Below are 24,807 nucleotides of genomic sequence, written 5' to 3'. Positions count from 1 at the left end.
GAACCCAAAGCATGCCGTTAAGTATAACTTCAAAATTTCCAATGTAAAAAATACAAATACTAATCATTTAAATCTGCTGAATAAATCTGGTCATTTTTCAGCCAATTTGACTTTATAAATTCTTAAGAAATCCTCTTCCTCTTCATCATTTGGAGCTTTTTCCATCCATAGATAACCACCACCAGAAGCAAAACCACTCTTATTTACCTTATTAGGATATTCAAGGTTTCCGATGACTTCGAGCGTATTTTGATCTAAGATCAAAACTCCTTGAATCACTTCATTTTCAACTTGATCATATAGCCTTTCAGATTCTTCTTCATCTCCAGAATTCCAAAGCACCTCTAATTCATCCATCCTATCTTCTGGAATACCACAATAGTACTGAATCAGAATTTTTCCATCTACAATGTGAATATTTCTAATGGCTGGAGTACCTCCATTAATCGTAATTGTGCCTTTTGAAAACTCCGACCGTGAGGTAATTGGTAGTTTTTCAAAACCAGGAATAGTTAGCTTGACAATTGTATCCAACTTTGCTCCTTCTGAACTTAGGCTGTAAATATTCAGTCGCTGCTCTGCACCCAGTGCGATATAAAGTTTCTCGTCCTTGGCTTCAAATGCTGGTGCATAATCACTTTCAAAATAGCCATTTCCATCTAAAAACTGACTGTTTTGCTCAAATGGTACGATTTCAATAAATTCCTCTGCCTCAATATCAATTAGTTCTATTGCTCTGAAATTGTCATAAAACTTTTGTTCACCCGCGAAAGTATCCCGTGTCCGAACAGATTTACTAAGTAGATATTGTTTTCCATCAATCAGTACTGTCTCGATCCCCTTTCCGGAAAAAGTCATAAAACCAGCACCTCCCAAAGATTCAGGATGTGCTAACTTTTTGATCATGTTACCTTCCAAATCATAGATAAATATCCCTTTCATTCCAGCTAGTGCCAGTTGGTTATCATTAATGAATCCTGGAAGTTCCATCAGAAATCCGAAGGAATCGGGATTGTCTCCCTTTTTTGAAAAGCGATTAACAATATTCCCAAGAAAATCAGCAATAATAAACTCCTCGTTGGCATAATCATAAAAGACCACAAGATCTGCTTTTGGACTTATATCAATGATCAGTGGATCACCAAGTATATTTAAATCCAATGAATCAATTACCTCAAAAGAATATGAGGTTGTAATTTCTTGTTTCACTTCTTTAGGCCTCGTGCAGGAGCAAAAAATTAAGGCGCCGAGTAGATACATTTGAAGTTTTTTCATTCTCGAATATAAAAACTATTCAAAACAATAGCACCTTTAGTTAACTTTATATTTCAACCAATTATCCCCTTTTGCAATATTTCAATGTGCAGAATGATTGAACTAGTCACAAAAAAAGTGGCCACCTTTTGGCAGCCACTTTATATCTATAAGGTAAATCAAGTCTAAATTCTTGCGTTTTTAGTCTTATTTTTTCCCACCTTCCATTTTCTCTTTCAATTCTGCTAAAGCATCTAAATCACCTAAAGTAGATTTTTCAGCTGGAGCAGATGAAGCTGGAGCATCTTCTTTCTTCTTAGCTTTCTTAGGAGCAGGAGCAGCTTTTGCTTCTTCTCTGAATGTAGCTGTGTGAGAAAGTACGATTCTCTTATCATCTTTAGAGAATTCAGTTACTTTGAAGTCGATTGCTTCACCTACTTCTACAGAAGAACCATCTGCTTTTTCCAAGTTTTTGGAAGTAGCGAATCCTTCTAATCCGTAAGGAAGTTCTAGAACTGCACCTTTATCATTTTTAGAAACTACAGTACACTTATGATCAGAACCTACTGGGAATACGCTTTCGAAAGTATCCCAAGGATTTTCTTCCAATTGCTTATGACCTAGTGCCAATCTTCTGTTGTCCACATCAAGTTCTAAAACAGCAACATCTAATTCGTCACCTACTTTTACAAACTCAGATGGATGCTTGATTTTCTTAGTCCAAGAAAGGTCAGATACGTGAACCAAACCATCGATACCTTCTTCCAATTCAAGGAACAAGCCAAAGTTAGTCAAGTTTCTTACCACACCTTTGTGCTTAGTACCTACTGCATATTTCGCAGCCATGTCACCTTTAGTCCAAGGATCTTCAGTCAATTGCTTGATGCCAAGAGACATTTTTCTGTCATCTTTGTCCAAAGTTAATACTACTGCTTGGATTTCGTCACCAACTTTCACGAAGTCAGCAGGGTTTCTCAAGTGCTGAGACCAGCTCATTTCAGAAACGTGAATCAATCCTTCTACTCCAGGAGCAAGTTCTAAGAATGCACCGTAGTCAGCTACGTTTACAATCTTACCTTGTACTTTAGAACCAATTTCCAATTCAGCAGAAAGTGCATCCCAAGGGTGAGCAGTCAATTGCTTCATACCCAAAGAAATTCTCTTCTTGTCATCATCAAAATCAAGAACCACAATCTGAACTTTATCATCCAAATTAAGCACTTCTTCTGGGTGATTGATTCTTCCCCAAGAGATATCAGTAATGTGAAGTAAACCATCAACACCACCCAAATCGATGAATACACCGAAGTTTGTCATGTTCTTGATTACACCTTCTAGTACTTGACCTTTCTCAAGGTTGTTCAAGATCTCAGCTTTTTGCTTCTCAAGATCTTTCTCGATCAACACTTTGTGAGATACTACTACGTTATCGTTAGTGTGGTTGATTTTTACCACTTTCACTTCCATTTTCTTACCTACATAGATGTCAAAATCTCTGATAGGCTTCACATCAATTTGAGAACCTGGCAAGAATGCTTCTACACCGTAGATATCTACGATCAAACCACCTTTTGTTCTTCTTTTCACAAGACCTTCGATCACGTTGTCATGCTCCAATGCAGCTTCGATGTCGCTCCATGCACGAACCATTCTAGCTTTCTTTCTAGAAAGTACCAACTGACCAAGTGAGTTTTCTTGCTCTTCGATGAACAATTCAACTTCGTCGCCGATCTTAAGATCCGGAAGGTCTCTGAATTCAGTTCTTGGAACCAAACCGTCAGATTTGAAACCAATGTTGATGATCACATCTTTGTCATTGATACCTACTACAGTACCTTTGATGACTTCTTTTTCGGTGATCTCGTTCAAAGTTCCAGCATAAAGAGCTTCCATTTCGGCTCTTTTATCCTTAGAATAACCTTCACCAAAACCTTTGGTGTCGAAATCTTCCCAGTTAAAATCTTTTTGATTAGACATATTGTAAAATAATCCTGATTTTCAACAATCCTAGGATCATCGAATTGAGGTTTTTAGTTTTGGATAAAACCCTGAATTTCAGTTTTCAGAGCCCCGCTCGACCGAACGGACTGCAAAGGTACTGAAATTTGATAAAAAGTGAATAGAGAAGGTGAAAAGTTTTAATGATCTTCTACACCGATAACATCACTTTGATAAATCATGATGCTAAATGAAATATTCAAAATAGCGATATTTTGAATATTTGCTAATTAAGAACTTTATGTAACTATTGCCATCGATTTTTTGAAAAAAGAAACCCCTGAAAACGCTTTCAGGGGTCATTTGCAAGCAAAGAGTTATTAAATTGATTAAACTTGCACAAAAATAAAGAAAGCGTCTGATCAATGAAAGTCATTCAGTGGATTTATACGGTTTATGCAGCAATTCTTTTTGCAGTTTTCATGCTGATATTCGGCTGGTTTGTGGTCATCCCTTATGCCATCTCTGCCAAAGCTGGGAAATTTGCCTTTTTCTTTATTCGTGTTTGGGTAAAAGGCTGGTCCACTTTGGTGGGTATTAAATATAAGGTGCATGGAAAAGAGCATATTGACCCCAATCAACCATACATCTATATTTTCAATCATAGATCATTTATCGATGCTCTAGTAATTCCCATGGCTATCCCTAACGAGTTGCGGGCTATTGGCAAAAAGGAATTGTCAAAAATTCCGATTTTTGGATTTATCGCCTCAAGATTGGCAGTTTGGGTAGATCGAAAAGATACGAATTCCAGAAAAGTATCTGTTCAAAGGCTATTGGAAATCTTAAACACGGGAATTTCAATCGCGGTCGCACCCGAAGGAACGAGAAATGACACCAACCAAACCTTACTGCCCTTTCAAAAAGGTGCTTTTAGAATAGCTGTGGATACTGAGGTTCATATTTTACCTATGGCTATCATAGGTGCTGATAAAATCATGCGACGAGGATCTATCCTACTCCGACCAGGGAAAATCGATATCTATTTTTCTTCCCAAATTGACCCAAAACCTTACAAAGCAATGAACGATTTTCTTTCATTATCAGAAAAATGCTACAATAGGCTGGAAGCGATGATTTTGACTCATGAGTAAAATCACACTCCTACTTTAAAATAAATCTATTCAAAAAAATAAACCACAAAGGTCACTAAGTCTTTCACAAAATTCACAAGGGAATTAACCTCTTCAGGCTAAAACATCTTGTACGTTGTGTTTGCTTTGTGCTCTCCTTTGTGGTTATAAATTCTAGTTGGATTTATAGCTTTTTGATTTCGATGTTTCTAAACCAAACTTCGTCGCCGTGATCTTGAAGCGCAATTTTTCCAGTTTTGAATGTACCGAAACCTGGCATATCCTTGAACTTGCTTTTTGAAATCATTTCTTCCCACTCTGGAGTCCAAAGGGTAGTTGATACGATCATCGTTCCGTTCAAATGGAGTTCTAAATTTCCATCTTGAGAGATGATTTCTGCTAGATTCCACTCACCAATAGGTTTGACGATTTCTTCGCTAGATTCGATCAAATCATACAAATCTCCGGCTCTGTGGGTGGTGATTTTAGCATCAGGATGACCGTCATTGTCTAAAACTTGCATTTCCATACCTGTCATCCAAGGATATTGGTACTCTTCTGATTCGTGAACATAAAAGATAATCCCACTATTGCCATCTTTGGCAATTTTCCACTCTACTTTGAGATGGAAATTATCAAACTCTTCCTCAGTTACTATATCGCCACCATCACCAGTCTGCCAGCCGTCTTTGTTGGTAGCGTCTAGGTAGATAGCACCATCTTGAACTTTCCAAGCTGCACCTACTTCACCTCCACCATATTTCCTCCAGCCATCAAATGACTCTCCGTCAAAAAGGCTTATCCACTCCGGCTCAACTTCTACCACTTCATTTTCAACTGTTACTTCTCTCACTTCCTCACCTCCACCACATGCAAAAGCAATGGTTGAAAGTGCGAAAATTGAATATTTCAGGACTTTCATGGATTATCTTTTTAGAAGTAAAACATACTTGATCATATCTTCCACATCCGCTCTTTCTAGTTGTGGATGTGATGGCATTTGGATTTCACCCCAATTCCCTACATTCCCATTGATTACATGATCAGTTAGCATCGCTATATTTTCAGGTGTGTTTTCATATTTCTCAGCCACATCAGCATAAGCAGGACCTACAACTTTACGCTCTACCATGTGACAAGCAGTACATCCTGCTTCCTTTGCTTTCGCTGATCCTGTTACGAAAATCGGATCATCTTTATATTTGTCTTCCAAGCTTACTTTTACTTCTTGAGTAGGTGCTTGAGTAGTAGTGGATGTTTCTGTAGATTCAGTATTTCCTCCACCGCATGCGTAAGCCAATGAAGAAAGCGCAATTACGCCGATAGAAAAGGTTTTAGTTAATTTCATTTTTTGTTTGTTTATTGATGGTTATTAAATTCCTAATATTTTTTTATTGAATGATTCATCTGCGCCCGTTCCTGCAAAATCATCAAATGCCTTATCAGTCACTCTGATGATATGATCAGCAATAAATTGAGCGCCTTCGATTGCTCCTTGTTCTGGATGCTTAATCGCACATTCCCATTCTAGCACTGCCCAACCATCGAAGTCATACTGCGAAAGTTTGCTAAATATACCACTAAAATCAACCTGACCATCTCCGAGTGAGCGGAATCTTCCCGCTCGATCAACCCAACCTTGGTAGCCTCCATACACACCTTGCTTACCTGTTGGGTTAAATTCCGCATCTTTGACATGAAACATCTTGATTCTTTCATGGTAAAAATCAATGAATTGCAAATAATCCAAGCACTGTAACACAAAATGACTTGGATCATAAAGAATATTCGCCCGCTTGTGGTGATTCACTTTTTCCAAAAACATCTCAAAAGTAACCCCATCATGCAGATCCTCTCCTGGATGTAATTCGTAGCATAGATCAACCCCGTTTTCTTCAAAAGTATCTAAAATCGGCATCCATCTTTTTGCGAGTTCAGTGAATCCAGTATCTACCAAGCCAGCAGGTCGCTGCGGCCAAGGGTATACGGTATGCCACATCAGGGCACCAGAAAATGTTGCATGAGCTGTCAATCCAAGATTCTTGGAAGCTTTTGCTGCATATTTCAATTGCTGTGTAGCCCATTCTGTTTTTCCTTTCAAGTCTCCTGCCAAATTCGCTGGTGCAAATCCGTCAAAGAGTTCATTGTAAGCTGGTTGAACAGCTACCAACTGACCTTGAAGGTGCGTAGAAAGTTCTGTAATTTCTAAGCCTGCTTCATTGACGATCCCTTTGATCTCGTCAGCGTATGTTTGACTTTCAGCAGCTTTTTGCAAATCGATCAATCTAGGATCCCAAGATGGAATCTGCACACCATAATAACCTACAGAGGCCATCCAGTCACAGATGCTTTTTAGGGAGTTGAAGGGTGCTTTGTCATCAGCAAATTGAGCCAAGAATATTGCTGGTCCTTTTATAGTTTTCATAGGTTTGATTTGGATTTAAGTTTTTATATATCCGCTTTTACTTCAGTATCCATTAATAACACTTTATGATTTCATTTCAATCAGCTATTGTCCGTTGACTGTTGACAATTATCCGCATTATTATAAGTGAATTATTTAAATACTGGTATCATTGCGGGTAATCATTTAAGTTTTTAAATATATGGCTTTAGATTTTTAATCTTATACCGAAAATACAGTTTCTTCTACTTTTCAACAATGAATGGTACCCACTTCATTTCTGATTCGGAACTCGCCAAGACATGATCCACAAAAGCCATTCCTCTGATCCCATCTTCCGATCCTGGAAAGTCAAGCCATTCTTTTTTGGGTTCTTGGCCATTTTGCCTAGCATAAATACATCTTGCAAAATTTCTGTAAATATTTGCGAATGCTTCAATATACCCCTCAGGATGTCCTGCTGGAGTTCTGGTATTTTCTTGTGCCAAAGAAGAAAGAAAAGGAGATCCTGCTCTGTAAATCTCATCTGGTTTGTCAGGCCATCTTACCATAAGAGAATTGCAATCTTCCTGCATCCACTCTATTCCCCCTTTGTCTCCATAAATTTTGATTTTCAGGTTATTTTCAGCCCCAGTATCTATCTGAGAGGCCGTGAGGATTCCAGATGCATTATTCTCAAACCGCATCAAAACAGCCCCATCGTCATCTAGTTGTCTTCCTTCAACTTTAACGCTTAAATCAGCGCAGATTTTTGTAACTTTTTGGCCCGATACGTATTCAGCAAGATTGAAAGCATGAGTGCCTATATCTCCAAAACAGCCTGAAGCACCACTTTTGCTTGGATCAGTTCTCCATTGCGCTTGCTTGTTATCCTCTGATTCCAAAAGCTTCCAAAGCCAACCTTGTGGATATTCGACATATACTTTTCTGACTTCTCCGATCACTCCATCAGCAATCATTTGCTTGGCCTGCTTGATCATAGGATATCCCGTGTAAGTATGTGTTAGACAAAATATTCCTTCCGCGTTTTGGATCACTTGATAGAGCTCTTTTGCTTCCTCGTAGCTTAAAGTCATCGGTTTATCCAAAATCACATGAAAACCCATTTCCAAAGCTTTTTTAGTAGGGTCAAAATGGGCATGATTAGGCGTAACTATGCTGACAATATCAATTCTTTCAGATTTAGGCAGTTGAAGTTCTTTTTCGAACATTTCATCATAAGATGCATAAACCCGGTTTTCATCCAACATCAATTCTTTCCCAGTTTCCAAGGATTTGTCTGCTCTGCTGCTGAAAGCACCAGCAGTAATTTCAATTAATCCATCCAACAAAGCAGCGTTTCTGTGGATTGCTCCAATGAAAGATCCTGGTCCTCCACCAATCATTCCCATTCTAAGCTTTTTTTGATTTTGCATAAAGAGTTTATTTTTAGTCATTTATATAGTAAAAATTTGAATTGATTACCCCTTAAAGATAATTTATCATTTACCCGATCAAAATCACTAAATACAATAATTGACAGGATGAATAATAAGGTTATAAGTGGTAGCTGCATCAAAGCAAATAATGTTTTTATTGCGAATTGATTTAGTAAATTTTAAAATTAACAGAAAAAGCCTAAATTTTAGACATAAAATTAATAGTTTGCCATTTCATTCTATTACGCTTAACCTATTAGTAAACCCTAAAACCAACAAAATTAATGAGTAACGGAATTCGATTTCGCCTTTCTTTCATGATGTTCCTAGAATTTTTTATTTGGGGATCATGGTTTGTCACTTTAGGCACATTTCTCGGAGCAAATCTAAATGCTACTGGAACTCAAATTGCCACAGCTTTCTCAACTCAATCATTTGGTGCAATCATCGCTCCATTTATCATTGGTCTGATCGCTGATCGTTATTTTAACGCAGAAAAAATACTCGGATTACTCCATATTATCGGAGGCGTGTTGATGTTTTATTTGTATCAATCTACAGATTTCGTAGCCTTCTATCCTGTACTGCTTTTATACATGATTCTCTATATGCCGACACTGGCTTTAGTAAATTCAGTTTCTTTTAATCAAATGAAAGATCCTGAAAAAGAATTCTCACCAATCAGAGTTTGGGGAACAATTGGATGGATCGTAGCAGGTCTTTCTATCAGCTATGTTTTCACTTGGGATACTGTCGAAAATATGGCCACGGGGTTTTTAAAAAACACTTTCTTGATGGCTGGCATTGCTTCCGTGATTTTGGGATTTTTCTCTTTTACTTTACCTAAAACACCACCAAAGGCTGATCGATCTCAAAAATTAAAGATTTCGGAAATATTGGGATTTGATGCTTTGGGACTTTTGAAAGAAAGAAACTTTGCTGTATTCTTCATTTCCTCTATCTTGATTTGTATTCCTCTTGCCTTTTATTATCAGAATGCAAACCCTTTCTTAGCAGAAATTGGTGTTTCTGATCCTACAGGAAAAATGACAATTGGGCAGATATCAGAAGCATTATTCCTATTGCTGCTACCTGTCTTTTTCAAAAGATTCGGATTTAAGAAAACTTTACTTCTTGGAATGATCGCTTGGGTATTGAGATATATTCTATTTGCCTTCGGCGATGCTGAAAATGGACTATTCCTTTTGATAATTGGCATCGCTCTTCATGGAATTTGTTATGACTTTTTCTTTGTCTCTGGCCAAATATACACAGACTCAAAAGCAGGTGATAAATTCAAGTCTTCAGCCCAAGGACTGATTACTTTGGCAACATATGGCGTCGGCATGTTAATCGGATTCTTTATAGCAGGAAAGGTTTCTGATTTGTATTTGGCAGCAGACGGATCTCACGATTGGCAGTCGATCTGGATGATTCCTTCAGGCATCGCTGCATTTGTAGTGATCTTCTTCTTGATCTTTTTCAAAGATGAGTCCAAAAAGCAATCAAATCTATCATAAAACATAATGAATAACATTAATAGACGGACTAGCTTAAAAAAGATGATGATGAGCACACTTGCAACTAGTGCGCTTCCATTCATCAAGCTGAATGCTGCCCCTATGAAAAATTCAAACCTAAAAGGAAATGTAAATCATGCAGTATGTGCATGGACAATGGGACATTTATCATTGGATGAATTGTGTAAAGCTATCAAGAAAATCGGCTTCAATGCAATTGATTTGGTTGGTCCCAAGGATTGGCACATTCTTCAAGCCAACGAGGTGGAATGCTCTATGTGTAATGGCGCAGAAGTCAGTCTCGAAAAAGGCTTCAATAATACAGCTTACCACGGTCAATTAGTGAAAAATTACACCAAAATTATTCCTCTAGTCGCCAAAGCTGGTTACAAAAATCTAATTTGTTTTAGTGGCAATAGAGATGGTATGGATGATGAAACAGGACTTCAAAATAGTGTGGAAGGACTAAAAAAGATTATTGGACTAGCCGAGAAGCACAACGTCACCTTGGTGATGGAATTGCTCAATAGCAGAGTAGATCATCCAGATTACATGTGTGATAAGACTGCTTGGGGAGTAGAATTATGCAAAAGACTCGGAAGTGAAAATTTCAAATTGCTTTATGATATTTATCATATGCAGATTGACGAAGGGGATTTGATCCGTACGATCAAAAACAACCATCAATATATTGCTCATTATCATACAGCCGGTAATCCTGGTAGAAATGAAATTAATGACAGCCAAGAAATCAATTATCCAGCGGTGGTGAAAGCTATCGTTTCGACAGGTTTCAAAGGTTATGTTTGTCAGGAATTCATGCCCAAAGCAGCTGAAAAACTGGCCTCCTTAGAAGAAGCAATCCAAATTTGTGATGTTTGAAAATAATATAGTAGCGTAAATAAAATAATTATGGCAAATCAATATGACGCAATTGTTGTCGGATCCGGTATTAGTGGAGGTTGGGCAGCGAAAGAATTAACGGAAAAAGGTCTAAAAGTCCTTTTGTTGGAGAGAGGGAAAAATGTAGAGCATATCAAAGATTATGAAACTGCGACTAAAGCACCTTGGGAAATCCCTCACAGAGGAAGAAGAACAATAGAGATGATCGAAAATCATCCAAATTTAAAAAGAGATTATGTCCTTAACGAAGTTAATCTTGATTGGTGGGCACACGAATCAGATTCTCCTTATGTTGAGAAAAAACCATTTACTTGGTTTAGAGGAAATACAGTTGGAGGACGATCTTTACTTTGGGGAAGGCAAAGTTATAGGCTAGCTAATTTGGATTTTGAAGCAAATCTAAAAGAAGGAATCGCAGTAGATTGGCCGATTAGGTATGAAGACATTGCACCTTGGTATAGCTATGTAGAAAAGTTTGCTGGTATATCAGGTTCTAAAGATGGGATTCCACATTTACCAGATGGCGAATTCCAAAAGCCGATGGAATTGAATTGTGTGGAGAAAGACGTTGCAGCTCGCATCAAAGAAAAATATGGCAGTGCAAGACACATGACCATCGGTCGTGTGGCAAACATTACAGAGCCTATCCAAGCAAGAAGCAATTGTCAATACAGAAATAAATGTTGGTTAGGCTGTCCATTTGGTGGATACTTCAGCACACAATCTTCTACCCTTCCTGCAGCTGTCAAAACAGGTAACCTCACCTTGAGGCCCTATTCCATTGTAAGCAGATTGCTCTATGACAAAGACACCAAAAAAGCTACAGGTGTAGAGGTGATTGATAGTGAAACAAAAGAAGTGATTGAATTTACTTCCAAGATCGTTTTCCTATGTGCATCAGCATTTGGATCGACATCTATACTCATGCGCACCGCAACCGACATCTGGCCTGAGGGACTTGGAAGTAGCTCTGGCGAACTTGGTCACAATGTAATGGATCACCATTTCAGATTAGGTGCAAATGGCACGATGGAAGGATACGAAGACAAATACTATTTTGGAAGACGTCCAAATGGAATTTACATCCCAAGATTCAGAAATATTGGAGATGATAAGAGAGATTATTTAAGAGGCTTTGGATATCAAGGATCTGCAAGTAGATCAGGCTGGAGTAGGAATGTTGCTGAAATGAATTTTGGTGCTCCACTTAAAGAAGCTTTGAGCGAGCCAGGACCTTGGAATATGGGAATCACCGCATTTGGAGAAATCCTTCCATACCATGAAAACACAATCAAGTTGAGTAAAACTGTAGTGGATAAATGGGGACTCCCAGCATTAGAAATGGATGCTGAAATCAAGGAAAATGAAAAGAAAATGCGGGTGGACATGATGAATGACGCCGCTGAAATGCTAGAGGCTTCCGGACTTAAAAACGTAAGCACCTTCGATGCAGGATACACATTTGGTCAAGGTATCCACGAGATGGGTACAGCAAGAATGGGTAGAGATCCAAAAACATCAGTTCTAAATGGTAATAACCAAGTTTGGGATGCCAAAAATGTGTTCGTTACTGATGGAGCCTGTATGACATCTGCTGCAGCACAAAATCCATCTTTAACTTACATGGCATTAACTGCAAGAGCAGCTGCATTTGCTGTGGAAGAACTTAAAAAAGGGAATCTATAATCTTTAAAAGAAATTATTATGGCAATGAATAGAAGAGACGCAATAAAAAGCTTCGCCTTGATGATGGGAGGAGCGATGGTTGGAGCCAATGTAATCTTTACAGGCTGTACTCCTGAAGATCAAATCGTAGGTTTAGATTTCAGTCCTGAGCAGATCGCATTCCTTGATGAAATTGGGGAAGCAATAATCCCAACTACCGATACGCCAGGAGCAAAAGCAGTTGGTATTGGTGAGTTTATGGTGATGATGGTCAAAGACACTTATAATGGTGATGAACAGTCTGCATTTATTTCGGGCTTGAATGCTTTGAAAAAAGACTTTAAAGCTGCAAATAGTAAGGACTTTATGGATGCAACTTTAGAAGAAAGAACAGCTTTTCTCAATGAAATGAATAAGAAAGCAAGCACTAGCGAAGACAAAGAACCAAAGGTGATTGGTATGCTAAAGGACCTTACCATACTAGGCTATTTCACATCTGAAATTGGTGCTACACAGCAATTAAGATTTGTAGAAGTTCCTGGAAGGTTTGATGCTTGTATTGATTACAAAAAAGGAGATAAAGTGTTTGCAATATAATCCAGTAAAATTCAAAGAGAAGTCTATCAGGGCTTCTCTTTTTAATTTGAATCACTATGAAAGATAGAAGAAAATTTCTCAAATTAAGTGCTGCTATGGGAATGGGTGCACTTTTACCTTTACAATTTTGCAGCCCTAAGAAAGAGGAACAAGGTTCGCAAGAAACACTGATAAGTCCAGCAGAAGGCACTTTAGCTTCATTTGGAATACAACTTTGGTCAGTCAAAGAAAACATGTTCGAAGATCATATAGGAACTATTAAATCCTTAGCAACTTATGGATACAATCAAATCGAGGGATTCAATATTGGCAAGGGGATTTTTTGGGGAATGAAAAACACAGAGTTCAAGACATTGATGGATGATAATGGACTAGATTTTATTTCTTCCCACACCAACACTTTTGAAGATCTAGAAAGGCAAGCTGCAGAAGCTGGAGAAATAGGTATGAAATACTTAATCAATCCTTATGTTGGTCCTCAAAAGTCCATGGATGATTTCAAAAGATTGGCAGATGACTTCAATAAGCAGGGCGAAATTTGCAAGCAAAATGGGATCCGTTTCGCATATCACAATCATGGCTATACATTCGAAGAGCTAGAGGGACAGATTCCACAGGAATATTTAATGGACAATACTGACCCTGAACTTGTAGATTTCGAGCTGGATCTTTATTGGGTTTACTCAGCAGGACATGATCCCTTAAAATGGCTAGAAAAGTACCCGAATAGATTCCCTCTTGGTCATGTGAAAGATAAAGATGGTAGTGTAGATAGATCAGAAGCTGATGGATCAACCGTCATTGGGACGGGAATCTTAGATTTCTCAACTATGCTGAAAAATGGCAGAGATAATGGGATGAAATATTTTATTGTTGAGCAGGAAAGATACGTCGACATCAGTCCAATGGAAGCGGCAGAAAAAAATGCTTCATACATGAAAAGTTTAATTCTATAAAAAAAAAGCGGCTGACAAAATCAGCCGCTTTTTTTACTCAAACGAACTCTAAAATTATCTTAACTCCCGCACATTTCGCAGTCATCTGGATTATCAATTGAACATGCAATTGCGTCTTGTTTTTGTTGAGCGGCACTTGTTTCTATTGATACTTGATTTGTTGGTGTATCAACTAATGCAGCTTTATCAACTGTGAATTGGATCGCACTGGTAGCAGCTTGAGATCTCAAGTAATACATACCTGTCTTCAGACCCTTTTTCCAAGCATAGAAATGCATTGATGTCAATTTACCAAAGTTTGGATCCTGTAAGAATACATTCATACTTTGCGATTGACAGATATAAGCACCTCTTTCAGCAGCCATATCAATGATTGTCTTCTGAGAAATCTCCCAAACGGTTTTATAAAGATCTTTGATATTCTGTGGAATACCTGGGATATTTTGAACAGAACCGTTTGCGGCGATAAGCCTATTTTTCATGTTGTCATTCCACATCCCAAGATTGATCAAATCTCTCATGAGATGCTTGTTTACGACGATAAATTCTCCAGAAAGCGTTCTTCTGGTATAAATATTTGAGGTATATGGCTCAAAACACTCGTTGTTTCCTAAAATCTGAGAAGTCGATGCTGTTGGCATAGGCGCAATCAAAAGAGAATTTCTCACACCATATTTTTTTACCTTTTCCTTCAGGTCATCCCAAGCCCATCTATTCGATTTTGGAGTGACACCCCAATGGTCAAATTGGAATTGCCCTTTGGAAACTGGAGAACCGGCATAAGTCTCGTAAGTACCTTCTACTTTTGCAATTTCCATGGAGGTTTCCATAGCTGCAAAGTACATCGTCTCTGCAATATCCTCATTGAGCCTTTTTGCTTCTTCAGACTCAAATGGCATCCTCAATAGTATAAAGGCATCTGCTAAACCTTGAACTCCAAGTCCAATAGGTCTGTGTCTAAAGTTAGATCTTTTGGCTTCTTCTACAGGATAGTAGTTGACATCAATCACCTTATTTAGGTTTCTTGTCGCTACTTTGGTGATTTCATAAAGCTTTTGGTGATCAAATTTCTTGACTCCGTCCTTACCTTCTACCACGAATTTTGGAAGCGCTATACTCGCCAAATTACAAACAGCTACTTCATCTGGTGAAGTATACTCGATGATTTCTGTACATAGGTTTGAAGACTTGATGGTACCCAAATTCTGCTGATTTGATTTCTTATTTGCAGCATCTTTGTACAGCATATAAGGCGTACCAGTTTCGATTTGAGATTCAAGAATCTCGAACCAAAGCTCCTGAGCTTTTATTGTCTCTCTTGCACGACCTTCTCTTTCGTACTTTTCATATAATTTATCAAACTCCTCACTGTGACAATCTGCCAAGCCAGGGGCTTCATTTGGACAGAATAGGGACCATGATTCGTTCTGCTCAACTCGTCTCATGAATAAATCTGGAATCCACATCGCGTAGAACAAATCTCTAGCACGCATCTCTTCCTTACCATGATTTCTTTTTAACTCAAGGAAATCTTTTACATCCGCATGCCACGGCTCCAAATAAATAGCGAAGCTTCCTTTTCTTTTTCCTCCACCTTGATCTACATAGCGAGCCGTCATGTCAAAGTTTCTGAGCATTGGTACAATTCCATTGGAAACACCATTCGTACCTTTGATATAAGAACCTTTAGCTCTTACATTATGAATCGACAATCCAATACCTCCCGCCGACTGCGAAATCTTAGCCGTCTGCTTCAACGTGTCATAAATCCCATCAATACTGTCATCCTTCATCGTCAACAAGAAGCATGATGAAAGTTGTGGTTTTGGTGTACCTGCATTAAAAAGTGTAGGAGTGGCATGTGTAAACCATTTCTCAGAAAGTAAATTGTAGGTCTCAATCGCCGCATCGATATCTTCTTTGTGAATACCAATAGCTACACGCATTAACATGTGCTGAGGGCGTTCTACGACTTTTCCGTCTAGACGAATAAGATAACTTCTTTCAAGCGTTTTGAATCCAAAGTAATCGTAAGCGAAATCTCTGTTGTAATCAATCGCTTCGTCTAGTTTAGCAGCATGCTTTTTTACAATTCCATAAACATCAGAAGCAATCAATGCTGCATTTTCTTCAGTTTTCGGATTGATGTATGTATAAAGTCTTTTCATTGTATTTGAAAAAGACTGACTTGTAGTTTTATGAAGATTAGAAACTGCAATCCTTGCTGCTAGGGTTGCATATTCCGGATGTCTTACTGTCAAAGAGGCACAAATCTCTGCAGCAAGGTTGTCCAATTCTGTGGTGGTCACACCATCATACAGACCATCGATAACCTTTTTAGCAACCTCAATAGGCTGAATATATCGATCATCAAGACCATAACATAGGTTCTCTATTCTTGATGTGATTTTATCGAAGCGAACTGATTCTCTTCTTCCATCTCTTTTTATTACTAACATATTATCCTTGGGTTAGGGGCTTTGAAAAATATTTATTAAAAATCCTCTCCAATTGAGAATTTTGGAGATTCATTGATTTCATTTGATTTCATTACACCAGCTTTTTGGTAGTCACCAACTCTCTTTTCGAAGAAGTTTGTCTTTCCTTGAAGAGAAATCATATCCATGAAGTCAAATGGATTAGTGCTATTCCAAACTTTTGCACAACCTAACTCCATCAATAACCTGTCTGCAACAAACTCGATGTATTGACACATTAAAGCTGAGTTCATTCCAATCAAACGAACTGGCAAAGCATCAGTCACGAATTCCTTCTCTATTTCAACAGCATCCATAATGATTTTAGTAACGGTTTCTTTTGGAAGCTGATTCTTGACATGTTCTGTATAGAGATGACAAGCAAAATCACAATGTAATCCCTCATCTCTTGAAATCAACTCGTTCGAGAAAGTCAATCCTGGCATTAGACCTCTCTTCTTTAACCAAAAGATAGAACAGAAAGAACCTGAAAAGAAAATTCCCTCCACAGCTGCAAATGCGATCAATCTTTCTTGAAAAGATCCATTATCAATCCAACGCAAGGCCCATTCTGCCTTTTTCTTTACACAATCAATGTGTTCGATGGCATTGAGCAATTTGTCTCTTTCTTGATTATCTTTTATGTAAGTGTCAATCAATAAACTGTAAGTCTCAGAATGGATGTTTTCCATAGCAATCTGGAAACCATAAAAGAACTTCGCTTCAGTATATTGTACCTCTGCAACGAAATGCTCTGCAAGGTTTTCATTGACAATACCATCACTAGCTGCAAAGAAGGCCAATACGTGTGAAATAAAATGTCTTTCCCCATCATTCAAGTTTTTCCAATCACTTAAATCTTGGCTAAGATCTATTTCTTCAGCAGTCCAAAAACTTGCCTCTGCTTTCTTGTAATACTGCCAGATATCATTGTGCTGAATTGGAAATAAAACAAAACGGTTTTTGTTTTCCTCAAGAATTGGTTCGTAATGTTGCATTGCTATGAATAGTTAAATAAATGAAAGTCTTTAATTACAAAGACTTAAAATAGAATACTTCGAAGGCTAGGGCTTTGGAGGTGCAGTAATCTTCGCTGCCTCTGAACAAATATGATTAACAATTTTGAAAAATAAAACTTGTAAACTTTCTATTTGCTTAGTTTTTTAACCAATGGTCAATATTGCATAACATATTGATTAATTGATATTTAATTTATTTTTTTAAAACTTAATATTAAACTAAATCAGAGCTATTGCCCATCTCAAAGTTTTTGAAAAAAAATGAAAAAATATTTTTCATTGAAAAAGATGTAATTTTTTGACCAATAGTCAAATATTGATCATTCAAATGTATCCGTAAATAAAAGTTACAAAAACATTAATAAACAGCACTTTGCAAGTAAAAAGAGCTTGATTCTATTTATAAATCCCATCTTAACTCTTGGTTGTTTTTAGACTTTAAATGGTATCAATGATGGTATCAATGAGATGCTTGCGAAATTCTAGACTTGTTCACATCAAATTCCATTTTGGAAAGACGAAAACGCAATCTCTATGAAAACATCAAAACGTGAATGTAAAATTATTTCAATCTTGTGAAATGAAAACAAAGCCTTACCTAAGGTCAAAACATTTTGTCAAGAACTATATGGACAATAATTGGCATTAATAGAAAAAAAGATCCTCTAATAGGTTTCATATTTTGCATCAAATTTTTTTGTATCGAACCGAGTTACTATATTTGCACCTCAATTTAATAAAAAGTATCCAACGAAAATCTATGTACGCAATAGTTAACATCGCAGGAAAGCAGTTCAAAGTAACAAAAGATCGGTTCGTTTATGCACCAAAGTTGCAAGGCGAAGCTGGCGCTTCCGTGGAATTTGACCAAGTACTGTTGGCGGAAGACAACGGAACAGTGTCAATTGGTGCTCCAATAATCGCAGGAGCAAAAGTATCAGGTAAAATCCTTGATCATGTAAAAGGTGACAAAGTAATCGTCTTCAAAAAGAAAAGAAGAAAAGGTTACAAAAAGAAAAACGGTCACAGACAAGATTTCACTAAAGTATTGATTGAAAATATTGTATTATAAGATATCCTATTAGGAATCATAAACATCAAAAATCATGGCTCACAAGAAAGGTGTCGGTAGTTCTAGAAACGGTAGAGAATCACATAGCAAGAGGCTAGGTGTTAAAAAATTCGGTGGTGAAGCAGTTATTGCTGGTAACATCATCGTAAGACAAAGAGGAACAAAACATCATCCAGGAGAAAATGTAGGATTGGGTAAAGATCATACACTTTTTGCAACGGCAGATGGGAAAGTTGAATTCAAAAGAAAATTCGATGGTAAATCTTATGTACATGTAGTTCCGGCTACAGCTTAAGTTTTCTCCATATTGTAACTAAATAGGGTTTTTGAAAAAAAACCCTATTTTTTTTGTCCGATTTTTTTGAGAAAGTCAACATTTCATTTTTTTGAAGTCCTCCGCCCATCAAGAAAAACAGCTTTAACTTGGAAAGAAGCTAGATTTTTTAGAGCTTATTGAGCTAGAATTAGCTAAATGACAAACTCAATAAAATAGCTCCTATATGAAATTAAAAAAAATCGCATTGACATTCATTTTCCTTCTATGTATTGGAAATGTAATTGCTCAAAAGAAAACGTTACAATTGGAAGATTATTCCAAGTGGTCAAGAATCATATCCCCTACTCCATCTCCTGATGGAAATTGGTTTGCTTATGCACTTCGTCCAAATGGTGGTGATGATACATTACATTTGAAATCACTTCAGCCTGAAGACCTTCAAGTGATTCCTTATGGCTCCTCTCCAACATTTTCTGAAAACAGTAAATTTTTCGCTTATTATACCAAACCCAACAAAGCTGAGACAGAAAAATTGAAAAAGGCAAAAAAGCCCGTAGTTCAAACAGCAAATCTCAAAGCCCTAAATTCAAGCCATCAATTTCAAGTAGAAAGAGCCAGAAGAATGGAATTTTCCAATGACGGGAAATTTTGGGTTGTCCACAAAGAAAAGGCAGAAAATGCAAAATCCGAAGTTCGAGGAGCCGATTTGGTTTTATATGATTTGAATAAAAATCAGGCTACTACATTGGGTAATGTCGTAGAGTACGGCTTCAATCAAAAAAGTACACATCTCGCTTACGTGATTGATGCCGAAGATCAAGTTGGTAATGGTGTTTTTCTCCTTGACTTAAGCAACATGTCTACCACAATTTTAGACAGTGACAAGGCTATGTATCAAAGCTTAACTTGGGATGACAGCCAAGCCAAAAAAGTAGATTGGCCAAATAAAGGAAATCAAATTGCTGTTTTCAAAGGCAATAAAGTAGACTCGCTCCTTCAGCAAGATAATTCACTGATCGTTTTCTCAGACTTGAATAAAACGGCAAAGAAGCAGATCCTTACCAATGGTACTGCGGGATTTCCATCAGATTTTGTGATCAGCGATAAAAGCAGAATAGCTTTCAGTCATGACGGCCTAGCTGTATCTCTCGGAATCAAAGAACAAGAGATTAAAGAGAAATTGAGCAAGGACACCATTGCAAACGTGGACGTTTGGCATTGGAAAGATGATTACATTCAGTCAGTTCAGATCGTAAGAGCCAATAGAGACAAGAATTTTACTTATAGCGCTGTATACCATATCAATTCTGGGAAATTTGTAAGGTTAGCAGATGATGAACTGAAATATGTAGGTGATTCTAGACATCCAAAATATAGAATTGGCAGAGATGATAGTCCATATATCAGTGATGTAAACTGGGGAATCTCTCCAGCTGATATGTACCGAGTGGACATTACCACGGGAGAAAGAAAGAAGTTTGAAGATCTTGTAACCAGAACTTTGGGAGATTCACCGGACGGAAAGTATTATTTATATCAAAAAGATACCGCTCTTATCTTATACAATGTAGATACGGATACGCGAACCAATGTTTCACAAAAAGCATCTGTTATTTTCATGGATATGGAACATCCTTATCCTCATGAAAACCCACCTTTCGGCGTGGCAGGTTGGACGAAAGATGGTAAGAATGTAATCATCAATCATAAGTACGATTTGTGGATGTTGGCATTAGATGGTTCTAAAGCTGAGAACATCACAAAAATTGGTGATGATCAAGAAATCAGATTCCGACATATTAGCATGGATCCTGAAGAAGATTGGATAGACACCAAAAAGCCTTTACTCCTGACAGCTTACGGAGAGTGGACCAAAAAAGAAGGGTTTTACGAACTGATGATAGGTTCTCAGCCAAAGTTGCTCGTTTATGATGACGTAAGTTATGGTAGGCCTATGAAAGCCAAGAATGCAAACAAAACATTCTTCACAAAGCAGACTTTTGTTGATTTTCCGGATTATTACCTCGCTGACCTTAAGTTTACAAATCAAAAGAAAATCACCACTGCTAACCCACAACAAAGTGAGTATGCATGGGGAAAAAGAAAATTGGTTGACTTTACAGATAGCCGAGGAAATAAACTCCAAGGAACATTGACATTCCCCGCTGATTATGAAGAGGGAAAAGCCTACCCAACAATTTTCTATTTCTATGAAAAAATGTCAGATAGACATCATCAATACTCCATGCCTGTGTATGATGATCGACCACATTTCTCTACCTATGCTAGTAATGGTTATTTGATTTTTATGCCTGATATTATTTTCGAAGAAGGAAAACCTGGTACAAGCTCTTTAGATGTCATCACTTCTGCTGCAAAGGAACTTATCAACCTTGGATATGCTGATAAGGACAATATTGGATTGCAAGGGCATAGCTGGGGTGGTTATCAAACTTCATTTATCTTAACTCAAACCGACATGTTCAAGTGCGTTGTCACCGGTGCACCGCCTACTAACTTGGAGAGTTTCTATAATAATATTTACGGAAGCTCTGGAACGGTGCATCACGGAATCATGGAAATAGGACAAGTTAGAATGGGCAATGGTGTCACTCCATGGACGCACAGAGAAATCTATCAGAGAGAAAATCCCATGTACCATGTACCAAATATCAAAACGCCATTCATGATTTTGCATGGAACTGCTGATGGAGCTGTGGATTGGTCACAAGGCTTAGAGCTTTTCAATGCAGCAAGAAGATTGGGCAAAGAGGTGATTTTCCTCTCGTACCCAAATGAAGGACATCACCTAGCAAATGAAGCAAATCAGAAAGATTTTCAGAGAAGAATGAAGAAATATTTTGATCACCATCTAATGGGAAAGGCAGCGCCAGAATGGATGGAAGAAGGAGTCCCTCATTTGAAAAAACAGTATAATAAAGCAGATTAAAAGATTTTATCATTGAAATAACAAAGCCAGTCAAAAATTATGTTTGACTGGCTTTTTCATATCAATAAAACACCATTAATCATTTTTCAATAAGATGATATTTGGTAATATCTTATATTAAGCTATTATTAAAACCCTTTATTCTATGAGAAAAATTTATATTTCTATGTTAGGTGTTTTCCTTTGGCTAATCTTACTCCCCAGTCAGGAAATCTCAGCACAAACTTATGATGAAAAAATATATGAGGCTGTACAGTGGAGACTCGTTGGGCCTCACAGAGGAGGTCGATCCGCGGCCGTAGAAGGAATTGCTGGTGCGCCAGACACCTACTATTTCGGAGCCACAGGAGGTGGAGTATGGAGAACTGACGATTCAGGAAAATCTTGGAAATCGGTTTCTGATGGCTACTTTGGCGGGTCTATAGGGGCAGTAGCAGTAGCTCCAAGTGATACGAGTGTAGTATATGTTGGTGGTGGAGAAAAAACCGTTCGAGGGAACGTCTCCTATGGTTATGGAGTCTGGAAAAGTAAAGACTCAGGGAAATCTTGGGAACAAACAGGATTAAAAGATTCAAGATTTATCCCAAGAATTAGAATTCACCCTAAAAATGCAGATGTGATTTACGCGGCAGTTTTAGGAGATATTTTTAAGCCAACTCCAGATAGAGGCGTTTATAAATCTACAGATGGAGGATACAATTGGGAGAAAATTCTTTATGTCAATGAGGTTTCAGGTGCAATAGATTTGATCATTGATCCAAATGATCCTGAGACACTCTATGCTACAACATGGGAAATGAAGCGAACTCCTTACAGCCTTGAAAGCGGAGGCCCAGGTTCCAAAATGTTTAAGACTACCGATGGAGGTAAAAACTGGACTGAAATTTCAAGAAACCCTGGATTGCCAGAAGGACTGTTGGGAATCATGGGGGTCACCGTATCTCCTAAAAATTCAAATCGAGTTTGGGCAATTGTTGAAAATCTTGAAGGTGGTGTATTCAGATCAGATGATGGTGGCGCTACTTGGGAAAAAACAAACGAAGACAGAAACTTAAGACAAAGAGCTTGGTATTACACCAGGATTTATGCCGATACGCAGGATGAAGACATCGTGTATGTAGTCAACGTAAATTATCATAAATCAACAGATGGAGGCAAAACCTTCAAAAGTGGTAGAGCACCGCATGGCGATCATCATGATTTGTGGATTGACCCAAGCAATAATCAGAGAATGGTCATCGCAGATGATGGAGGAGCTCAGGTGTCTCATGATGGAGGATCAAATTGGTCTACTTATATGAATCAACCGACAGCCCAATTTTATAGGGTGACGACTGACAATCACTTTCCTTACAGAATCTATGGTGCACAGCAAGACAACAGCACCATGCGCATTGCCCATAGAAATGAAGGATCATCGATTTCAGAATCAGATTGGGAAGTAAGTGCAGGCTCCGAGAGTGGATGGCTTGCCGTAGATCCAAACAATCCTGATGTGGTATTTGGTGGAAATTATGGCGGATTGCTTCAGCGTCTGGATCACAGTTCTCAAGCTAGAAGAAACGTAAATGTATACCCTGACAACCCAATGGGGCATGGTGCTGAAGGAATGAAATATAGATTCCAATGGAATTTTCCTATTTTCTTCTCGATTCATGATTCGAATATTCTTTATACAGGATCAAATCAACTCCATCGTTCTACAAATGGCGGCCAATCTTGGGAAACAATCAGTGGTGATCTAACAAGAAACGCAAAAGAGAAACTTGGACCATCAGGTGGACCGATTACAAAAGACAATACCTCGGTAGAATATTACAGTACTATTTTCTCAGCTGCAGAAAATCCACTTCAAAAAGGTGTGATTTGGACTGGATCAGATGATGGCTTAGTACATGTTTCTAAAGATGATGGGAAAACTTGGGAGAATGTAACTCCACCAAATTTACCAGAATGGACCCAAATCAATTCAATGGAAGGTCATCCCTTTGAAGCTGGAGGCGTATATTTTGCCGCTACTTCTTACAAAAATGGAGACTTTGCCCCTTATCTGTACAAAACAACAGATTATGGAAAGACATGGATAAAAATTGTCAATGGAATAGATTCAGAACATTTCACTAGAGTGGTAAGAGCAGATCCTGTTAAAAAAGGAATTCTCTACGCAGGTACAGAAACTGGAATGTATATTTCATTTAATGACGGTGCCAATTGGCAGCCACTTCAACTCAATTTGCCAATAGTTCCAATCACTGATTTAACTATAAAGGAAAATAACCTGATTGCTGCCACTCAAGGTAGAAGCTTTTGGATTATTGATGATTTGACTGTTCTTCATCAAATGTCAAATGACATTGCTAACAAACCTTTCCATCTATTTAAGCCACAAGATTCTTATTCCCTAGACGGAACAAGAAGACCTTCTTTGACAGCTGGGACAAATAGACCTGGAGGAGTGTTGGTTTATTATCATTTGAAAGAAGAGCCTAAAGAGGAATTAAGAATTGAATTCTATGACAAACAAAAAAACCTTATTCGCGAATTTTCTTCAAAAGGAATTGAAAAGGACACTTTAAGATATAAATTAGGTTCTAATGAATTCAATTGGAATTTAAGAATCCCTAATGCAAGAGGCTTTGATGGGATGATCATGTGGTCAGGGCCGCTTACTGGCCCTAAAATTGTCCCTGGAGATTATACAGTGAGAATGATTGTAGATGGACAAGCTCAAGATCAAGACTTTAAAGTACTTGCAGACAAGAGGTATCCTTCTACTCAAGCTGATCTCCAAGAGCAATTTGACTTCTTGTTAGCAGTAAGAGATAAGCTTACAGAAACTCACGAAACTATCATCATGATCAGAAAATATCGCGATGAATTGAATAGCATCGTAGAAAAGGATGGAAAGCAAAAAAGAAGAATCGACCCTATCATTCAACAAATTTCTGATATAGAAAAAGAACTGTATCAAACTCAAAACAAAAGTGGTCAAGATCCTTTGAACTATCCAATCCGACTCAACAACAAACTAGCCCATTTGAATGTAATCGCCGGAACAGGTTCTTACAAACCAACAGATGGTGCTGAGGAAGTTAGAGCTGAGATTACGAGACAGATCAATATTCAATTGACTAAATTCAGAGATATCGAAAGCAATCAAATTTCGAAGATTCTCAACATTGAAGAAATGAAGACAGAACTCAATAAAAAATAAATCAAAAAGC

At 37.8% G+C, this 24,807-nt stretch carries 18 protein-coding genes; 10 read left to right on the top strand and 8 right to left on the bottom strand.

The window, feature by feature from the left end; genetic code table 11:
* Positions 1 to 90: 90 nt before the first annotated feature.
* Positions 91 to 1,275, bottom strand: coding sequence for a hypothetical protein (locus IEV57_RS17225; protein WP_188444288.1), 1,185 nt, complete (start codon positions 1,273 to 1,275; stop codon positions 91 to 93).
* A 186-nt stretch (positions 1,276 to 1,461) separates the two neighbouring features.
* Positions 1,462 to 3,231 (bottom strand): 30S ribosomal protein S1, encoded by a 1,770-nt coding sequence (gene rpsA / locus IEV57_RS17220; RefSeq protein ID WP_188444287.1) that lies wholly within the window; start codon positions 3,229 to 3,231, stop codon positions 1,462 to 1,464.
* Positions 3,232 to 3,617: 386 nt separating this feature from the next.
* On the opposite strand from rpsA, the gene IEV57_RS17215 reads away from it, so the two are divergent.
* The gene (locus IEV57_RS17215; RefSeq protein ID WP_188444286.1) at positions 3,618 to 4,346 is read left to right on the top strand and encodes a lysophospholipid acyltransferase family protein; all 729 of its coding nucleotides are present in this window, start codon (positions 3,618 to 3,620) and stop codon (positions 4,344 to 4,346) included.
* A 163-nt stretch (positions 4,347 to 4,509) separates the two neighbouring features.
* Here the strand turns inward: IEV57_RS17215 and IEV57_RS17210 are convergent, their stop codons facing one another.
* From IEV57_RS17210 to IEV57_RS17195, 4 genes are all read right to left on the bottom strand, one after another.
* Positions 4,510 to 5,247: a 3-keto-disaccharide hydrolase gene (locus IEV57_RS17210; RefSeq protein ID WP_188444285.1), complete on the bottom strand. Its 738-nt coding sequence runs from the start codon at positions 5,245 to 5,247 to the stop codon at positions 4,510 to 4,512.
* Positions 5,248 to 5,250: 3 nt separating this feature from the next.
* Positions 5,251 to 5,673, bottom strand: coding sequence for a c-type cytochrome (locus IEV57_RS17205; protein ID WP_188444284.1), 423 nt, complete (start codon positions 5,671 to 5,673; stop codon positions 5,251 to 5,253).
* A 24-nt stretch (positions 5,674 to 5,697) separates the two neighbouring features.
* Positions 5,698 to 6,750, bottom strand: a complete 1,053-nt coding sequence (locus IEV57_RS17200) for a sugar phosphate isomerase/epimerase family protein (protein ID WP_188444283.1) — start codon at positions 6,748 to 6,750, stop codon at positions 5,698 to 5,700.
* Positions 6,751 to 6,974: 224 nt separating this feature from the next.
* Entirely contained in the window at positions 6,975 to 8,144 is a 1,170-nt protein-coding gene (locus IEV57_RS17195; RefSeq protein WP_188444282.1) for a Gfo/Idh/MocA family protein, read from the bottom strand.
* A 287-nt stretch (positions 8,145 to 8,431) separates the two neighbouring features.
* Between IEV57_RS17195 and IEV57_RS17190 the strand changes: the two genes are divergently transcribed.
* The 5 genes from IEV57_RS17190 to IEV57_RS17170 are packed head-to-tail and all read left to right on the top strand — an operon-like array spanning position 8,432 to position 13,788.
* The gene (locus tag IEV57_RS17190; protein ID WP_188444281.1) at positions 8,432 to 9,667 is read left to right on the top strand and encodes a nucleoside permease; all 1,236 of its coding nucleotides are present in this window, start codon (positions 8,432 to 8,434) and stop codon (positions 9,665 to 9,667) included.
* A gap of 6 nt (positions 9,668 to 9,673) precedes the next feature.
* On the top strand, positions 9,674 to 10,549 hold the full coding sequence (locus tag IEV57_RS17185) for a hydroxypyruvate isomerase family protein (protein WP_188444280.1): 876 nt from the start codon (positions 9,674 to 9,676) through the stop codon (positions 10,547 to 10,549).
* Between the two features lie 30 nt (positions 10,550 to 10,579).
* Positions 10,580 to 12,256: a GMC oxidoreductase gene (locus IEV57_RS17180; RefSeq protein WP_188444279.1), complete on the top strand. Its 1,677-nt coding sequence runs from the start codon at positions 10,580 to 10,582 to the stop codon at positions 12,254 to 12,256.
* An 18-nt stretch (positions 12,257 to 12,274) separates the two neighbouring features.
* Positions 12,275 to 12,832, top strand: a complete 558-nt coding sequence (locus tag IEV57_RS17175; protein WP_188444278.1) for a gluconate 2-dehydrogenase subunit 3 family protein — start codon at positions 12,275 to 12,277, stop codon at positions 12,830 to 12,832.
* A gap of 56 nt (positions 12,833 to 12,888) precedes the next feature.
* On the top strand, positions 12,889 to 13,788 hold the full coding sequence (locus IEV57_RS17170; protein WP_188444277.1) for a sugar phosphate isomerase/epimerase family protein: 900 nt from the start codon (positions 12,889 to 12,891) through the stop codon (positions 13,786 to 13,788).
* A 59-nt stretch (positions 13,789 to 13,847) separates the two neighbouring features.
* Here IEV57_RS17170 and IEV57_RS17165 read toward each other — a convergent pair whose 3' ends face one another.
* Together IEV57_RS17165 and IEV57_RS17160 are read right to left on the bottom strand one after the other, a co-directional pair.
* The gene (locus IEV57_RS17165; RefSeq protein WP_188444276.1) at positions 13,848 to 16,247 is read right to left on the bottom strand and encodes a ribonucleoside-diphosphate reductase subunit alpha; all 2,400 of its coding nucleotides are present in this window, start codon (positions 16,245 to 16,247) and stop codon (positions 13,848 to 13,850) included.
* 35 nt (positions 16,248 to 16,282) lie between these two features.
* Positions 16,283 to 17,263, bottom strand: coding sequence for a ribonucleotide-diphosphate reductase subunit beta (locus IEV57_RS17160; protein ID WP_188444275.1), 981 nt, complete (start codon positions 17,261 to 17,263; stop codon positions 16,283 to 16,285).
* A gap of 781 nt (positions 17,264 to 18,044) precedes the next feature.
* Here IEV57_RS17160 and rplU point away from each other — a divergent pair.
* The 4 genes from rplU to IEV57_RS17140 all read left to right on the top strand — a co-directional run bounded on the left by rplU (position 18,045) and on the right by IEV57_RS17140 (position 24,797).
* The gene (rplU, locus tag IEV57_RS17155; protein WP_014774235.1) at positions 18,045 to 18,356 is read left to right on the top strand and encodes a 50S ribosomal protein L21; all 312 of its coding nucleotides are present in this window, start codon (positions 18,045 to 18,047) and stop codon (positions 18,354 to 18,356) included.
* Positions 18,357 to 18,390: 34 nt separating this feature from the next.
* Positions 18,391 to 18,651 carry a 50S ribosomal protein L27 gene (gene rpmA, locus IEV57_RS17150; protein WP_188444274.1) on the top strand — a complete coding sequence of 87 codons (261 nt, stop codon included), beginning with the start codon at positions 18,391 to 18,393 and terminating at the stop codon, positions 18,649 to 18,651.
* A 205-nt stretch (positions 18,652 to 18,856) separates the two neighbouring features.
* Positions 18,857 to 21,583: a S9 family peptidase gene (locus IEV57_RS17145; RefSeq protein WP_188444273.1), complete on the top strand. Its 2,727-nt coding sequence runs from the start codon at positions 18,857 to 18,859 to the stop codon at positions 21,581 to 21,583.
* 145 nt (positions 21,584 to 21,728) lie between these two features.
* Positions 21,729 to 24,797, top strand: coding sequence for a WD40/YVTN/BNR-like repeat-containing protein (locus IEV57_RS17140; RefSeq protein WP_188444272.1), 3,069 nt, complete (start codon positions 21,729 to 21,731; stop codon positions 24,795 to 24,797).
* Positions 24,798 to 24,807: the final 10 nt, after the last annotated feature.

Source organism: Belliella aquatica (genome assembly GCF_014637795.1).
Taxonomy (GTDB): Bacteria; Bacteroidota; Bacteroidia; order Cytophagales; family Cyclobacteriaceae; genus Belliella; species Belliella aquatica.
Note: the sequence above shows the minus strand (reverse complement) of the source record. Positions and strands in the feature narration are given on the sequence as shown.

Coding starts and splice junctions, on each gene's coding strand:
- IEV57_RS17215 (WP_188444286.1), top strand. CDS start 3,618: ATGAAAGTCATTCAGTGGATTTATACGGTTTATGCAGCAATTCTTTTT.
- IEV57_RS17140 (WP_188444272.1), top strand. CDS start 21,729: ATGAGAAAAATTTATATTTCTATGTTAGGTGTTTTCCTTTGGCTAATC.
- IEV57_RS17170 (WP_188444277.1), top strand. CDS start 12,889: ATGAAAGATAGAAGAAAATTTCTCAAATTAAGTGCTGCTATGGGAATG.
- IEV57_RS17180 (WP_188444279.1), top strand. CDS start 10,580: ATGGCAAATCAATATGACGCAATTGTTGTCGGATCCGGTATTAGTGGA.
- IEV57_RS17190 (WP_188444281.1), top strand. CDS start 8,432: ATGAGTAACGGAATTCGATTTCGCCTTTCTTTCATGATGTTCCTAGAA.
- IEV57_RS17165 (WP_188444276.1), bottom strand. CDS start 16,247: ATGTTAGTAATAAAAAGAGATGGAAGAAGAGAATCAGTTCGCTTCGAT.
- IEV57_RS17210 (WP_188444285.1), bottom strand. CDS start 5,247: ATGAAAGTCCTGAAATATTCAATTTTCGCACTTTCAACCATTGCTTTT.
- IEV57_RS17225 (WP_188444288.1), bottom strand. CDS start 1,275: ATGAAAAAACTTCAAATGTATCTACTCGGCGCCTTAATTTTTTGCTCC.
- rpsA (WP_188444287.1), bottom strand. CDS start 3,231: ATGTCTAATCAAAAAGATTTTAACTGGGAAGATTTCGACACCAAAGGT.
- IEV57_RS17175 (WP_188444278.1), top strand. CDS start 12,275: ATGGCAATGAATAGAAGAGACGCAATAAAAAGCTTCGCCTTGATGATG.
- IEV57_RS17185 (WP_188444280.1), top strand. CDS start 9,674: ATGAATAACATTAATAGACGGACTAGCTTAAAAAAGATGATGATGAGC.
- IEV57_RS17145 (WP_188444273.1), top strand. CDS start 18,857: ATGAAATTAAAAAAAATCGCATTGACATTCATTTTCCTTCTATGTATT.
- IEV57_RS17205 (WP_188444284.1), bottom strand. CDS start 5,673: ATGAAATTAACTAAAACCTTTTCTATCGGCGTAATTGCGCTTTCTTCA.
- rpmA (WP_188444274.1), top strand. CDS start 18,391: ATGGCTCACAAGAAAGGTGTCGGTAGTTCTAGAAACGGTAGAGAATCA.
- IEV57_RS17160 (WP_188444275.1), bottom strand. CDS start 17,263: ATGCAACATTACGAACCAATTCTTGAGGAAAACAAAAACCGTTTTGTT.
- rplU (WP_014774235.1), top strand. CDS start 18,045: ATGTACGCAATAGTTAACATCGCAGGAAAGCAGTTCAAAGTAACAAAA.
- IEV57_RS17200 (WP_188444283.1), bottom strand. CDS start 6,750: ATGAAAACTATAAAAGGACCAGCAATATTCTTGGCTCAATTTGCTGAT.
- IEV57_RS17195 (WP_188444282.1), bottom strand. CDS start 8,144: ATGCAAAATCAAAAAAAGCTTAGAATGGGAATGATTGGTGGAGGACCA.